Origin of the sequence: Acidiphilium sp. JA12-A1 (assembly GCF_000724705.2) — a bacterium.
Classification (GTDB): Bacteria; Pseudomonadota; Alphaproteobacteria; order Acetobacterales; family Acetobacteraceae; genus Acidiphilium; species Acidiphilium multivorum.
On sequence record NZ_JFHO01000070.1, the window covers coordinates 26654 to 41535 of the forward strand.

The 14882-nt window shown below is 71.4% G+C and carries 8 protein-coding genes; 1 reads left to right on the forward strand and 7 read right to left on the reverse strand.

The genetic code is table 11. The features are described 5' to 3' along the window. Positions 1-13: 13 nt before the first annotated feature. From RT91_RS13665 to RT91_RS13690, 6 genes are all read right to left on the reverse strand, one after another. Positions 14-220, reverse strand: coding sequence for a ribbon-helix-helix domain-containing protein (locus RT91_RS13665; protein WP_011941950.1), 207 nt, complete (start codon positions 218-220; stop codon positions 14-16). Then, a complete protein-coding gene (locus tag RT91_RS13670; protein ID WP_035187733.1) occupies positions 217-2793 on the reverse strand; it encodes an MMPL family transporter in 2577 nt (858 codons plus the stop codon). Before RT91_RS13670 ends, RT91_RS13665 begins: the two co-directional genes overlap by 4 nt. 200 nt (positions 2794-2993) lie before the next feature. Beyond that, a complete protein-coding gene (locus RT91_RS13675) occupies positions 2994-3977 on the reverse strand; it encodes a TAXI family TRAP transporter solute-binding subunit (protein WP_013639654.1) in 984 nt (327 codons plus the stop codon). Between the two features lie 153 nt (positions 3978-4130). Further along, complete coding sequence (pip, locus tag RT91_RS13680) at positions 4131-5081, reverse strand: prolyl aminopeptidase (RefSeq protein WP_007423576.1); 951 nt, start codon at positions 5079-5081, stop codon at positions 4131-4133. After that, positions 5068-6222 (reverse strand): DegT/DnrJ/EryC1/StrS aminotransferase family protein, encoded by a 1155-nt coding sequence (locus tag RT91_RS13685; RefSeq protein WP_035187734.1) that lies wholly within the window; start codon positions 6220-6222, stop codon positions 5068-5070. The genes pip and RT91_RS13685 overlap by 14 nt, the downstream gene beginning before the upstream one ends. A gap of 9 nt (positions 6223-6231) precedes the next feature. Further along, on the reverse strand, positions 6232-8133 hold the full coding sequence (locus RT91_RS13690) for a nucleoside-diphosphate sugar epimerase/dehydratase (RefSeq protein ID WP_013639656.1): 1902 nt from the start codon (positions 8131-8133) through the stop codon (positions 6232-6234). Between the two features lie 134 nt (positions 8134-8267). Between RT91_RS13690 and putA the strand changes: the two genes are divergently transcribed. After that, the gene (gene putA / locus RT91_RS13695; RefSeq protein ID WP_035187735.1) at positions 8268-12080 is read left to right on the forward strand and encodes a trifunctional transcriptional regulator/proline dehydrogenase/L-glutamate gamma-semialdehyde dehydrogenase; all 3813 of its coding nucleotides are present in this window, start codon (positions 8268-8270) and stop codon (positions 12078-12080) included. A 21-nt stretch (positions 12081-12101) separates the two neighbouring features. On the opposite strand, the gene alaS is transcribed toward putA, so the two are convergent. Further along, a complete protein-coding gene (gene alaS / locus RT91_RS13700; RefSeq protein WP_035187736.1) occupies positions 12102-14738 on the reverse strand; it encodes an alanine--tRNA ligase in 2637 nt (878 codons plus the stop codon). Between the last annotated feature and the right edge of the window lie 144 nt (positions 14739-14882).

Sequence of the window (14882 nt, forward strand, 5' to 3'; positions counted from 1 at the left end):
GACCGGTGCCGCGCTACCCTGCGCCGGTCAGGGCGAACACCCGCAGCGCCGAGGCGAGCGGGCGATCCGGGTCGCGCGCGGCGTCGACCTCGCCGACCAGCGTGCCCAGCGCCACGCCGCGCCGCGCCGCCGCCGCCTCCAGCGCCGTCCAGAATTCAGGCTCCAGCGCCACGCTGGTCCGGTGCCCGGAGAGCGACAGGCTGCGCTTCTCGAGGTTCATTCCCGCCGCGGCAGCACGTAGAGCAGGGCCGGCAGGAACACGAAGGTGGCGATCAGCACGGCCAGCAGGCTGAGCAGCAGCAGCGCGCCGAGGCTCGCCGTGCCGCGGTCCTGCGAGGCGGCGAGCGAGCCGAAGGCGGTACCGGTGGTCAACGCCGAGAACAGCACGGCCCGCGCCGTGGCCGAGCCCAGCAGGTGCTTCATCCCGTCGCGCCAGTTCATCACGAAATACACGTTGAACGAGACGCCGACGCCGAGCAGCAGCGGCAGCGCGATGATGTTCGCATAGTTCAGCTGCAGCCCGGCGAGATGGGCGAACAGCGCGGTGAGAACGGCCGACAGCGCCAGGGTGAGCACCACCAGCGCCGAATCCCGCGCCGAGCGGAGAAACAGCATCAGGATCAGCCCGATCGCGGCGGCGGCCAGGGCGGCGGCCTCGCGGAAGGCGCCGAGGATGGTCTGCGCCGTCGCCACCGTGGTCGCCGCCGGCCCGGCCGCGACCGGCACCACCGTCTCCACCGCCCGCACGAAGCGCCACAACCCCGCCGAGCTCTGCGCCGCCGCGGTCGGAATCACCTGCACCCGCACCTCGCCGCCCGGCAGGAACCAGTCCCGCTTCACCGACTGCGGCAGGTTCGCCGCCGTGATCTCCTGCGCCGAGAGCGCCTGGTTCAGCCGCGTCAGCGCATCCGGCAGATAACGGGTGAGGGCGGCGTTCATCGCCATCACCCGCGCGTCGGGAGCGGATTTCAGCTGCTCCAGCGCGGCGCCGATGCCGAGCAGCGGGGAGTCCTTCGGCAGCTTGCCCGCGACCGCGGCGATCTCCGCCGCTGCCTTCGCCGCCGCCGCGCGCAGGCGCTGCGGCGTCACCGCGGGCGGCGTGCCGGCCGCGAGGCTCGGCGCCAGGATGCCCTGCGTCTGCCGGATCATGCCGAGCTTGGCCGCCTGGTGCTGCGGCACGAAGGTCGCGCCGGAAATCACCTGCGAGACCTCGGGGAGCTTGCCAAGCCGCGCCGAAAGCTGCCGCGCATCCTCGACATTCTTCGCCAGGACATTGATGTAGAAAGGATTCGTGACCGATTTGTCGAGCAGCGAATGCAGCGTCCGCATCGCCTCCGTATTCGGGTTCTGGGTGTCGAGCGGGTTGGCGTCGAACTGCAGCGTGGCGGCGGCGAGAATGCCGGCGATCGCCACCGCGGCGAAAATGCCGAGCGCCGGGCGGCCGTGCCGCTGCAGCGCGCTGTCGCCCCAGTCGCCGAGCGGAAAGCCGATCCGCTCCGCCTCGCCGCGCGGCCGCGTGTAGGCGAGCAGGGCGGGCAGGAAGGTGATCGTGCAGATGAAGGCGATCACCATGCCGATCCCGGCGATCAGCCCCAGTTCGGCGACGCCCACGAAGCTGGTCGGCACGAAGGCGAGAAAGCCGCAGGCCGTCGCCCCGGCGGCGAGCGCGATCTGCACCCCCGCCTCGTCGGCGGCGCCGATCAGCGCCAGCGCGGGGTCGTCCACCCGGCGGCGCACGTCGCGCAGCCGCACGCAGAACTGGATCGCGAAATCGACCGCGAGGCCGACGAACAGGATCGCGAAGGCCACCGAGATCAGGTTCAGCGTGCCGATGGCGAGGGCGGCGAAGCTGATCGTCAGCGCAAGTCCCGCGAGCAGCGTGGCGAGGATCGGCACGATCATCCGCCACGACCGCACCGCCAGCAGCAGCCAGAGCGTGATCAGCGCGGTGCTGATGAGCAGCCCGGCCACCATCCCCTGGGTCAGGCTGGCGAACTGCTCGTCCGAAAGCGGGATCTGCCCCGTGTAGCTGATCCGCGCCGAGCCGTCCTTCACCTCCGGCAGCCTGGCGATGATCCGCCGCAGCGCCGCCGTCGCCACCCCGCCCGGCTCCAGCGCGCCGTGATCGAGAACCGGATGGATCAGCACGAAGCGCACATTGCCCTGCTCCGCGGCCACCCCCGGCATCAGCAGCGACTGCCACGAGAGCGGCGCGGGATGCCCGGCCGCCGCGGCTGCCAGCGCCTTGCGGAAGGTGTCGAGCTGGGCGCGGTAGGGGGCGAGGTTGGCCTGCCCCGCGCCGACGCCCACCGCCATCAGGTCGAGCGCCTTGAACAGCCCGGCGGCGGAGGGATCGGCCGAGAGCTGGCCGAGAAAGGGCTGGGCGGTGACGATCGAGTTCAGCAATGTGGCGAGCTGCGTCTCGGGCAGCAGCAGCAGGCCGTCGCGGTCGTAGAAACTGCCGGTTCCGGGGCGCGAGGCATCGTGGAAATGGGTCTTGTCCTCCGCCACCTTCGCGGCCAGCGCCTTCGCCGTCGCGTCCGCCGTCTCCGGCACATCGGCGCGCACAACCGCGACGATGAGGTTCTGGAACTGCGGGAACGCCCGGTCGAACTTCATCTGCTCCTGCCGCCAGGGCAGGCTGGCGGCGAAGAGGTGATCGGTATTGGTGTCGATCCCGAGATGGGACGACGTATAGGCGAGCCCGAGCACGATCGCGGCCAGATAGGCCGCGATCACCGCCCGCGCGTGGCGGCGGCTCAGGGCGACCGCGGTCATGATCAGTCTTCGCATCGAACGGTTCCGGTCCGTGGTCGCATACCGTGCCCTGGTGTCCCGCGCTGAGATCCGGAGTGAATTTCAGCGCCGATCAGGTCACGAATATGTTGATTTTACGAGTGTCCACTTGAGTCTGAAACCCGGCGGACTTCAGTGTCGGGACACTAGGCCCTGCGCCATGGCGCGGCAAGACAATGGCCCCGCGCCGGGCGGCGTCAGCCGCGCACCAGCGCGTCCGGCACGGCGAGCCCCGCCTCGCGCAGCGCCGCCGCCGCGCCAGGGTGGAAGGGCACCGGCGAACTGCGGTCGATCCAGCCCGCGTCCAGCCGCGCCGGCCCGCTGCCGGGCAGGGTGCGCAGCAGGGCGGCGCGATGGATCAGCGCCGCCCGCGTCACCGCATGGGCCAGCCCTTCCGGCAGGTTCGCCGCACCGATGGCGATCGCCTCGGAGCCGATCGTCGCCACCGCGGCGGACAGATGCGGCAGCGCGTCGCGGCCGATCACCGTCGGCCCGATGCCGGGCAGCGCCCGCCGCGCCGCCGCGATCTCGCCCCGCTCGAAGCCGATCAGGTTGTAGCCGCCGCTCGCCGCCGCGGCGCGGACCGCCGGCAGCGGCGTGACGCCGAAAAAGGCGCAGGCGTCGATCCGGCCCTTTTGCAGCAGTTCGATCTGCTCGTGATAAAGCCCGTCGATCGCCAGCTGCGGCCGCACCCCGGCGGCGGTGAGCGCCGCCGCCGCCAGCACCGCCCCGGCACCGCCGGCCGGGCCGACGCCGATCCGCTTGCCGTCCAGGTCGCGCAGCCGGCGCAACCCGCTCCGCGCCGGCGCGAAAATCTGCAGGCTCGCGCCAAAGACCGGAAACAGGGCGCGGAATCCCTGGAGCTTCACGCCGCTGGTCCAGGCGCCCTGGCCCATCCAGGCCTGTTCGGCGACAGCCAGCACCGCGAGGCCCAGCTGTGCCGCGTGCTGCTCCACCAGCAGGATGTTGGCGGCGCTGCCGCCGGATGCGCGGTAGGACACGGAAATCCGCGCGGCCTTCTGCGCCAGCTGTCCCCAGGCCTGGCCATAGACCGAGAACCCGCCGCCCGGCTGGCCGGTCCCCATCGTGATGGCCACCGGCATCACCGGCAGGCTCGCCGCCCGCGCCGCCAGAGGCGCCCCGGCCATCGCCCCCAACACCGCGCGCCGTCCCCGCGCCATTGCCATTCTCCTCGTCATGTCCCGCGTTGTTCCGCCCGATTTGGGCGAATTCAGGGCGCAGCCTCCTGCCATGCCCGATCCGTCGCACCGGACACGACGTGATCACGAAACCGGTACGTTCGCTTAAAATACGAAACCACCGGCAAGGCAAATTCAGGTCAGGTTGCGGATCCGCTCCAGCCCGGCCAGCAGGGCCGCGCGAATGCCCGGCTCCAGCGCCGAGTGCCCGGCGTCCGGCACCACCGTCAGCCGCGCGGCGGGCCAGGCGTCGGCGAGGTCGAAGGCGGAATTCGGCGGGCAGATCATGTCATAGCGCCCCTGCACGATCTCGCCCGGCACGCCGGCCAGCCGCCCCATCCCGGCCAGCAGCCCGTCCGGCGGCAGGAACAGGTTGTTGAGGAAGTAATACGCCTCGATCCGCGCGAGCCCGAGCGAGGTGCGGTCCTGCGCGAAGGCGCTCACCGTCTCGTAGCTCGGCAGCAGCGTCGAGCACGATCCCTCATAGACCGACCAGGCCTGCGCCGCCGGCAGGTGAATGGCCGGATCGGGGTCGCAGAGCCGGCGGAAATAGCTCCCCAGCAGATCGCCGCGCTCCGCCTCGGGCAGGAAGTTCACCAGCGCCGCGTGCGCATCGGGGAAGAAGCGGGCGATCCCTTCGAGGAACCATTCCACCTCGCTCGGCCGGCCGAGGAAAATGCCGCGCAGCACCATGCCCATCACCCGCTCCGGATGCGCCTGGGCATAGGCCAGCGCGAGGGTCGATCCCCAGGAACCGCCGAACAGCAGGAACTGCCTGATGCCGAGATGCTCGCGCAGCGCCTCGATATCCTCGATCAGCGCCGGCGTCGTGTTGCGCGCGAGGCTGCCCAGCGGCGTCGAGCGCCCGGCGCCGCGCTGGTCGAAGATCACCACGCGCCAGAATGCCGGGTCGAAGAAGCGCCGGTGCACCGCGCCCGCGCCGGCGCCCGGCCCGCCATGCAGGAACAGCACCGGCCGCCCGCGCGGGTTGCCCACCTGCTCCCAGTAGATCACATGCCCGTCGCCGACCGGCAGATACCCCGTCTGATACGGGCCGACCTCGGGGAACAGGTCACCCCGCGGCATCGGCCGCCCCTTCGAGGCAGGCCTCGATCACCCGCGCCACCTGCGCGTCGTCGAGATCGGGATGCAGCGGCAGCGCCATGATCCGCGTCGCCACATCCTCCGAAACCGGCAGCGCCGCCCCGTCATGCGAGGCGCGATAGGCCGGCTGGTGATGCAGCGGCTTCGGGTAATACACCGCGCTCGGCACGCCGCGCGCCCGCAGCCGCGCCTGCATCGCCTCGCGCGCCGCGCCATCGCGCAGCAGCACCGCATAGATCGCCCAGGCGCTCGAACTCTCCGGCACGCGGACGGGGGTGGCGAACACCGATGCCAGCGCCTCGTCATACCGCCGGGCGATCGTCTCCCGCCGCGCCAGCTCCGCCTCGAACACGTCGAGCTTGGCGAGCAGCACCGCCGCCTGCAGCGTGTCCAGCCGCCCGTTCATGCCGATCCGCTGCACGTCGTAGCGCGTCGTCCCCTCGCCATGGGTGCGCAGCGAGCGATACAGCGCCGCGCGCTCGTCGCTCTCGGTGAACAGCGCGCCGCCATCGCCATAGGCGCCGAGCGGCTTCGAGGGGAAGAAACTCGTCGCCGTCGCATCCGCGGCGCGGCCGAGCCGCTCGCCGCCGAGTGCGGCGCCGAAGGCCTGCGCGCAGTCATCCAGCGTGAACAGCCCGTGCCGGGCGGCGATGTCGCGCAGCGCCGGCCAGGGCGCGGGCTGCCCGAACAGATCGACCCCGACCACCGCCCGCGGCCGCAGCAATCCGGCCGCGCGCACCGCGCCGATCCGCGCCTCCAGATGCGCGGGGTCGATCTGGAACGTCGCCGGATCGATATCGACGAAAACCGGCGTCGCGCCGAGCAGCAGCGGCACCTCTGCGGTCGCGGTATAGGTGAAGGCCGGCAGGAACACGGCATCGCCCGGCCCGATCCCCTCCGCCATCATCGCGATCTGCAGCGCGTCGGTGCCCGAACTCACGCTGACGCAATGCGCCGCCCCGCAGAACGCGGCGAGCCGCTGCTCCAGCTCGGTGACTTCGGGGCCGAGGATGAACTGGCCATGCGCCAGCACGGCGTCGATCCGCGCCCGCAGGCCGGGGCCGAGGCGCGCCTGCTGCGCCTTGAGATCGAGAAACGGAATCGGGGGAAGATCGGTGTCCATCGGCGTTCTCTAGCCGGTCGGGCCCGCCGCGGCGAGGGGTTGCGCGCCGAACTCCGGCACCAGCCTTGCCAGCGCCGCGAGCGCGGCCGCCGCCTCGCCGCGCTGGATCAGGGCGGCCAGCTCGTCGAAGGCCCGGCCGACCAGGGCGGCGTCGGCCACCCGCGGGGCGGCCATCAGCAGGCCGGGAAACCCGGTCTCGATCGGCCGTTCGGCGCCGTGGAACAGCTCCTCGAACAGCTTTTCTCCCGGCCTGAGCCCGGTGAAGCGGATCGGGATGTCGAGATCGGGCCTGAGCCCGGCGAGGCGGATCATCTGCCGCGCGAGATCGACGATCTTCACCGGCTCGCCCATGTCGAGCACGAAGATCCCGCCTTGTGCGACCGGCAGCGCCGCGTCCGAGCGGCCGACCACGGCGGCCTGCAGCACGAGCGAGACCGCCTCGCGCACCGTCATGAAATAACGCCGCATGTCGGGATGCGTTACCGTCAGCGGCCCGCCGCGGGCGAGCTGGCGGCGGAACAGCGGCACCACCGAGCCGGTCGAGCCCAGCACGTTGCCGAACCGCACGGTGACGATGCGCATCCCCGCCTGCCGCCGCGCCGCGACGTCGAGCCCCTGGGCATACATCTCCGCCAGCCGCTTCGACGCGCCCATCACCGAGGACGGGTTCACCGCCTTGTCGGTCGAGATCAGCACCATCAGCCCGGCGCCGGCGGCGCGGGCGGCATCGGCCACGTTGCGGGTGCCGAGCGCGTTGGTGGCGATGCCCTCCAGCGGATTGGCCTCGACGATCGGCACATGCTTCAGCGCCGCCGCGTGGAACACGAGGTCCGGCCGCCATTCGGCGCAGAGCGCCTCGATCCGCGCGCGGTCGCGCACATCGGCGATCACTGCCGCGCGCGCGAGGCCCGGCACCTGCTCCGAGAGTTCGAGATCGATCCGCCACAGCGCGAACTCGCTCGAATCGAGCAGGATCAGCCGCGCCGGTCCGAAGCCCGCGACCTGGCGGGCCAGTTCCGAGCCGATCGACCCGCCGGCGCCGGTCACCAGCACGCAGCGTCCCTGGATCATCCGCGCCATGCCCTCGCGGTCGAGCGCGACCTGCGGGCGGTTGAGCAGGTCCTCGATGGCGATCGGCCGCAGCGCGGTCTCCGGCTCGCCCGGCGTGGTGGGCGAGAGCGTGGTCGGCCGCGGCGCGCGGGCGGCGCGGATGCCGCGGCGCTCGGCCTCGTCCATGATCTCGCGCAGCGCCGGGCCGACGAGCTCGCGGCTCGCCACCACCAGCACGGCCGGCATCTGCCCGACCTCGGCCAGCCGGTCGAGCGCCGCCGCCAGCCCGCTCACCTCGCCGAGGATCGGCACGTTATGGATGCGCCGGCCGGTCTCCCGCGCCGAGCCCGCCAGCACGCCGATCACCCGGTAGCGTTGGTGGCTCTCGCGCGACAGGGCGGCGAGGAACAGTTCCGCGCCCTCGCCATCGCCGAGCAGCAGCGCGGTCTCGGCATCGTCCGACAGCACCTCGCGGCGGCTGCGCGCCATCCGGTAGAGCACGCGCGGCGCCAGCAGCGCGAGGCCGAGCGTGATCATCAGCAGCGGCGGAAAACTCGCCGAGGGAAGCCTGGCGCCGACGCCGACGAGCAGCAGCACGAGCAGCAGCGCGGCGAACACCGCACTCGCCCCCACCGCGATCGCGTCGGGCAGGGCGGTGAAGCGCCAGTGCTGCCGGGCGAGGCCGAACGGCACGCCGACCAGCCAGATCGCCGCCGACCCGGCCAGCGGCAGGACCGCCGGCGAGGGCATCGGATGCGCCGGATCGGCGAGCCAGCAGGCGCCGATCACCGCCAGCGCGGCCAGCAGACCGTCGAGGGCGAAATTGACCGCGATGCGGATCTGGCTGCGCTGCAACGTCATGGTGCTCCGTCTGTAGCGGAATTGGCCGCCGCCGTCATAGGGTGCACCGCAGCAACGAATTGGGTTGCACCTTTTCTCACAAAAGGTGTAACCCGCTCCGCATCGCAGGTGCAACCGCAACAGGAGGAACGGCGATGGCTGTCAGCACGATGGGGGTCAAGCTCGACGATCAGGTCCGCGCCCGGCTCCGCGCCCTGGCCGAACGCGAGGGGCGGACGACGCATCACCTCGCCAAGCAGCTCATTCTCGCCGGGCTGGAGCGGCTCGAACGCGGCGAGGCGCTCGACGCCGCCGCCACCGCCGAGGACGACGCGCCTTCCGCCGTGCCCTTCCTCGAATTCGTCCAGGACGTGCAGCCGCAGACCGTGCTGCGCGCCGCGATCACCGCCGCCTACCGGATCCCGGAGACCGACGCCGTCGCCGGGCTGATCGAGGGCGCGACCCTGCCCGCCGCCGCCGCGAAACAGGCGCGGGCGACCGCGACCAGCCTCGTCACCGCGCTGCGCGCCCGCCGCAATGCCGGCCTGGTCGAGACGCTGCTGCAGGAATACGCGCTGTCGAGCCACGAGGGCATCGCGCTGATGTGCCTCGCCGAGGCGCTGCTCCGCATCCCCGACGCCGCCACGCGCGACGCGCTGATCCGCGACAAGATCGGCGCCGGCGACTGGCAGAGCCATCTCGGCGGCAACAAGTCGGTCTTCATCAACGCCGCCACCTGGGGGCTGCTGCTCACCGGCAGGCTGAACGCCACCGCGAGCGAGGCCGGCCTGTCCTCGGCGCTGACCCGGCTGCTCGCCCGCGGCGGCGAGCCGGTGGTCCGCCGCGGCGTGAACATCGCGATGCGGCTGATGGGCGAGCAGTTCGTCATGGGCCGGACCATCGGCGAGGCGTTGGCCAATGCCCGCAAGCGCGAGGCGAAGGGCTTCGCCTATTCCTACGACATGCTGGGCGAGGCCGCGCTCACCGCCGCCGATGCCGCGCGCTACTACCGCGACTACGAACAGGCGATCCACGCGATCGGCGCCGCCGCGGGCGGCAAGGGGATCTATCGCGGCCCCGGCATTTCGGTGAAGCTCTCGGCGCTGCATCCGCGCTACTGCCGCGCCCAGCGCGCGCGGGTGATGGAGGAGCTGGCGCCGCGGCTCAAGGCGCTGGCCCTGCTCGCCCGCCGCTACGATATCGGCATCAATATCGACGCCGAGGAAGCCGACCGGCTCGACCTCTCGCTCGACCTGCTGGAAGGCCTCTGCTTCGAGCCGGGCCTCGCCGGCTGGAACGGCATCGGCTTCGTGGTGCAGGCCTACCAGAAGCGCGCGCGATCGGTGATCGAGTTCCTGATCGACCTCGCCCGCCGCAGCCGCCACCGGCTGATGGTCCGGCTGGTCAAGGGCGCGTATTGGGACAGCGAGATCAAGCGCGCCCAGCTCGACGGGCTGGAAGGTTTCCCGGTCTTCACCCGCAAGATCCACACCGACCTGTCCTATCTCGCCTGCGCGCGGGCGATGCTGGCGGCGCGCACCGAGATCTTCCCGCAATTCGCGACGCATAACGCGCTGACGCTGGCGAGCATCCACGCCCTGGCCGGACCCGCCTTCGAGGTGGGGGACTACGAGTTCCAGTGCCTGCACGGCATGGGCGAGCCGCTCTACGAGGAAGTCGTCGGCCCGCAGAAGCTCGACCGGCCCTGCCGGATCTACGCGCCGGTCGGCACCCATGAGACGCTGCTCGCCTATCTCGTCCGCCGGTTGCTGGAGAATGGCGCCAACACCTCCTTCGTCAACCGCCTCGCCGATCGCCGCGTGCCGGTCGAGGCGCTGATCGAGGACCCGGTCGCCGCCGCGAGAAAGATCGAGCCGCTCGGCGCGCCGCATCCGAAGATCGCGCTGCCGGGCGCGATTCTGGGCACGCGGCGCAATTCCGCCGGATTTGATCTCACCAGCGAGCAGCGCCTCGCCTCGCTCGGCTCGGCCCTGCTGGCAAGCCTCGAACAGGACTGGCGCGCCGCCCCGCCGGATGCCGATCCGGCCGCGCCGGGGCGGACCGTGGTCAACCCGGCGAATATCGCCGACCGCGTCGGCACGGTCATCGAGCCGGATGCGGGCGCGGTCGGCGCCGCGCTCGCCCGCGCCGCCGCCATGGCGCCGATCTGGCAGGCGACGCCTGCCGCCGAGCGCGCCGCGATCCTGCTTCGCGCCGCCGACCTGCTCGAACACCGCATGACCGCGCTGGTCGGGCTGATCGTGCGCGAGGCCGGCAAGTCGCTCCCGGCGGCGATCGGCGAGGTGCGCGAGGCGGTCGATTTCATGCGCTATTACGCGGGCCAGTTGCAGGATGGGTTCGACAACGAGACGCATCGCCCGCTCGGCGTGGTGGCGGCGATCAGCCCGTGGAATTTCCCGCTCGCCATCTTCACCGGCCAGGTGGTCGCCGCACTCGCCGCCGGCAATGTGGTGCTCGCCAAGCCGGCGGAGGAAACCCCGCTGATCGCGGCCCAGGGCGTGCGGATAATGCACGAGGCCGGCGTGCCGGCGGATGCGTTGCAGCTGCTGCCGGGCGACGGGCGGACGGGTGCCGCGCTGGTGGAGGATGCCAGGGTCGGCGGCGTGGTGTTCACCGGTTCGACCGCCGTCGCCCGGCTGATCCAGGCCACGCTCGCCCGGCGCCTCGATGCCGATGGGATGCCGGTGCCGCTGATCGCCGAGACCGGCGGGCAGAACGCGATGCTGGTCGATTCCTCGGCGCTGCTGGAACAGGCGGTGGGCGATATCGTGACCTCGGCCTTCGATTCCGCCGGGCAGCGCTGCTCGGCCCTGCGCATCCTGCTGGTGCAGGACGACATTGCCGATCCGCTGCTCGCCATGCTGCGCGGGGCGATGGAGGAACTCGCCGTGGGGGCGACCGACCGGCTGTCGAGCGATGTGGGCCCGGTGATCACGCGGGAGGCGCGGGACAATATCCGCGCCCATGTCGAGACGATGGAAGGGCGGGGGCATAAGGTATTCTCGGTGGCGCTGCCGCCAGAGACCGAGGGCGGGTGGTTCGTGGCGCCGACGATGATCGAGATCGACCATCCCTCGGCACTGGAGCGCGAGGTGTTCGGGCCGGTGCTGCACGTGGTGCGTTACCGGCGCGAGGAGCGGAATGCGATGGTCGCCGCGGTGAATGCGCTGGGCTATGCGCTCACTTTCGGCGTGCACAGCCGGATCGACGAGACGATCGCGCAGGCGGTGGGCAAGGCCGAGGCCGGCAACATCTACGTCAACCGCAACATCGTCGGCGCCGTGGTCGGCGTGCAGCCCTTCGGCGGGCATGGGCTTTCGGGCACCGGGCCGAAGGCGGGCGGGCCGTTCTACCTGCGCCGGCTGCTGGCGCGGCGGCCGATGCCGCATGGCGAGGGCGAGCCGGCGCCGGCATTCGCGAAGCTGGTCGGCTGGATGCGCGAGCAGGGGATCGAGACCGCGCCGGCGCTGCGCTATGCGGCGGCTTCGGCGTTCCGCGACGCCGAGCTGCCGGGGCCGGTGGGCGAGCAGAATACCCTGCGGCTGAAGCCGAAGGGGCTTGTGCTCTGCCGGGCCGCGAGCCTTTCGGGCATGTGGCGCCAGGTCGCCGCCTGCCTTGCCACCGGCAATGCGCCGCTGGTGCTCTGCGACGGCGCCGAGGCGGAGATCGCCCGGATGCCGGCGGAGATTCGCCCGGCGATCGCGCCCGCCGATGCGGTGGCGCGGGCGGAATTCCGCGCCGTGCTGTTCGAGGGCCATCGCGACGCGCTGATCGCGCTGCAGATGGCGCTGGCGGAGCGGGACGGGCCGATCGTGCCGGTTCACGCCCTGCCGGCGGAGGACCATTCCGAGTGGGATTATCCGCTCGAATTCCTCCTCGAGGAGCAGTCGATCAGCGTCAACACCGCGGCGGCGGGAGGCAATGCCAGCCTGATGTCGATCGGCTGATTTTTGCTCCCCCCTCGGCGGTCAGCCGCCGAGGGACGCGCGGATCGCGGCGAGCGCCTCGTCGGCCTTGCCGCCATCCGGGCCGCCGGCCTGGGCCATGTCCGGCCTTCCGCCGCCGCCCTTGCCGCCGACCGCTTCCGAAGCGGCGCGGACCAGGGTGACGGCGTTGAAGCGGTCGGTCAGGTCCGGCGAGACGGCGACGACGATGCTCGCCTTGCCCTCGGCGGTGGAGACCAGGGCGGCGATGCCCGAGCCCATCGATTTCAGGATGGAATCCGCCAGCGATTTCAGGTCGCGCGGCGAGACCTCGCCGAGATTGCGGGCGGCAAACTTGATGCCGGCCACCTCCTCGATCTCGGACGCGGCGCCGCCGGTGGCGAGCTTGCGCTGCAGCTCGGCGACCTGCCGCTCGAAACGCTTTTTCTCCTCGAGCAGGGCGGCGATGCGGGCGGGGAGTTCGGCGGGGGCGACCTTGAGCGCGGCGGCGGCCTCTTCCAGCAGGTCGGTCTCGGCCTCGGTGGCGGCGAGGGCGGCTTCGCCGGTCACCGCCTCGATCCGGCGGATGCCGGCGGCGACGCCTGATTCGGCGAGGATGCGGAAGGCGCCGATATCGCCGGTGCGGGCGACATGGGTGCCGCCGCACAGCTCGATCGAATAGGCCGACCTGCCGGCATCGCCGGCGCCCATCGAGACGACGCGCACCTCATCGCCGTATTTCTCGCCGAACAGCGCCATCGCGCCGCGCTTGACCGCCTCGTCCGGCGTCATGAGCCTTGTTTCGACCGCGGCGTTCTCGCGGATGCGGGCGTTGACCTCGCGCTCGACGGCGCGGAGTTCCGCTCCCGTCACCGGGCGGGGCTGGGAGATGTCGAAGCGCAGGCGGTCCGGCGCGTTCAGGCTGCCCTTCTGCGTCACATGCGGGCCGAGGGCGCGGCGCAGCGCCTCGTGCAGCAGGTGGGTCGCCGAATGGTGGGCGCGGATGGCGCCGCGGCGGGCGTGATCGACCTCGGCATGGACGGAGTTGCCGGGGGCGATCTCGCCTTCCTCGATCGTGCCGTAATGGACGAAGAGATCGCCGGCCTTTTTCTGCGTGTCGGTGACGCGGATGGTGACGCCGGGGGCGGTGAGCGTGCCGGTATCGCCGACCTGGCCGCCGCTTTCGGCGTAGAAGGGCGTCTGGTTGAGGATGAGGGCGACCTCCTGCCCGGCCTCGGCGCGGCCGGCGGGCGCGCCGTTCACCACCACGGCGAGGATGCTGGCATCGCTCTCCTCGGTCGAGTAGCCGAGGAACTCGGTGCCGCCGAGACGGTCGCGCAGGTCGAGCCAGACGGTTTCGGTCGCGGCATCGCCGGAGCCGGCCCAGGCGGCGCGGGCGCGGGCCTTTTGTTCCGCCATCGACGCGGTGAAGCCCTCATGGTCGAGGCCGCGATGCTGCTCGCGCAGCGCGTCTTCCGTCAGGTCGAGCGGGAAGCCGTAGGTGTCGTAGAGCTTGAAGGCGACCGCGCCCGGGAGTTTCTCGCCCGAGCCGAGTTTCTGCACCTCATCCTCAAGGAGCGAGAGGCCGCGTTCGAGCATGACCGCGAATTTCTGCTCTTCCAGTTTCAGCGTCTCGACGATCAGGGCCTCGGCGCGGGGGAGTTCGGGGAAGGCGACGCCCATCTGCCGGGTGAGGGCGGGGACCAGGCGGTAGATGAAGGGCTCGCGCATGCCGAGCCGGTGGGCGTGGCGCATGGCGCGGCGCATGATCCGGCGCAGCACGTAGCCGCGGCCCTCGTTCGAGGGCAGCACGCCATCGGCGATCAGGAAGGAGGTGGCGCGGAGATGATCCGCGATGACGCGGTGGCTGACCTTGTGCGCGCCGTCGGGATCGGTGTGGGAGACCTCGGCCGAGGCGAGGATGAGGGCGCGCAGCGTGTCGGTATCGTAGTTGTCGTGCTTGCCCTGGAGGATGGCGGCGAAGCGCTCCAGGCCCATGCCGGTGTCGATCGAGGGGCGGGGCAGCGGGTTGCGCACGCCGGCCGGCTCCTCGAGGAACTGCATGAAGACGAGGTTCCAGATCTCGATGAAGCGGTCGCCATCCTCGTCCGGGCTGCCGGGCGGGCCGCCGGGAATGGACGGGCCGTGATCGTAGAAGATTTCCGAGCAGGGGCCGCAGGGGCCGGTATCGCCCATGCGCCAGAAATTGTCGTCCGTCGCGATCCTGATGATTTTCTCATCCGGCAATCCGGCGATCCGTTTCCAGAGCGAGGCGGCCTCGTCGTCCTCGTGGTAGACGGTGACGAGCAGCTTGTCTTTCGGGATGCCGAAATCCTTCGTGAGCAGGGTCCAGGCGTTCTCGATCGCGACGTCCTTGAAATAGTCGCCGAAGGAGAAGTTGCCGAGCATCTCGAAGAAGGTGTGGTGCCGGGCGGTGTAGCCGACATTGTCGAGATCGTTGTGCTTGCCGCCGGCGCGGACGCATTTCTGCGAGGAGGCGGCGCGGACATAGGGCCGGTGCTCGTGGCCGGTGAAGACGTTCTTGAACGGCACCATGCCGGCATTGACGAACATCAGCGTCGGGTCGTTGCGCGGCACCAGGGGTGCGGAGGGCACCACCTCGTGGCCGTTGCGGGCGAAGAAGTCGAGGAAGGTGGCGCGGATGTCGTTGCTGGAGGTCATGAAAAGGCCCGTGATCCCTGAAACGTGTTGTGCGCAGAGCCATACCGCAGGGTTGCGGCAATGTCATCCAAGCAGCGGGCAGGGGCAGGCATCCGCGCATCGGGCGATGGCGGGCGGGGGGTCGCGGCGCGGTCAGGCACGGGC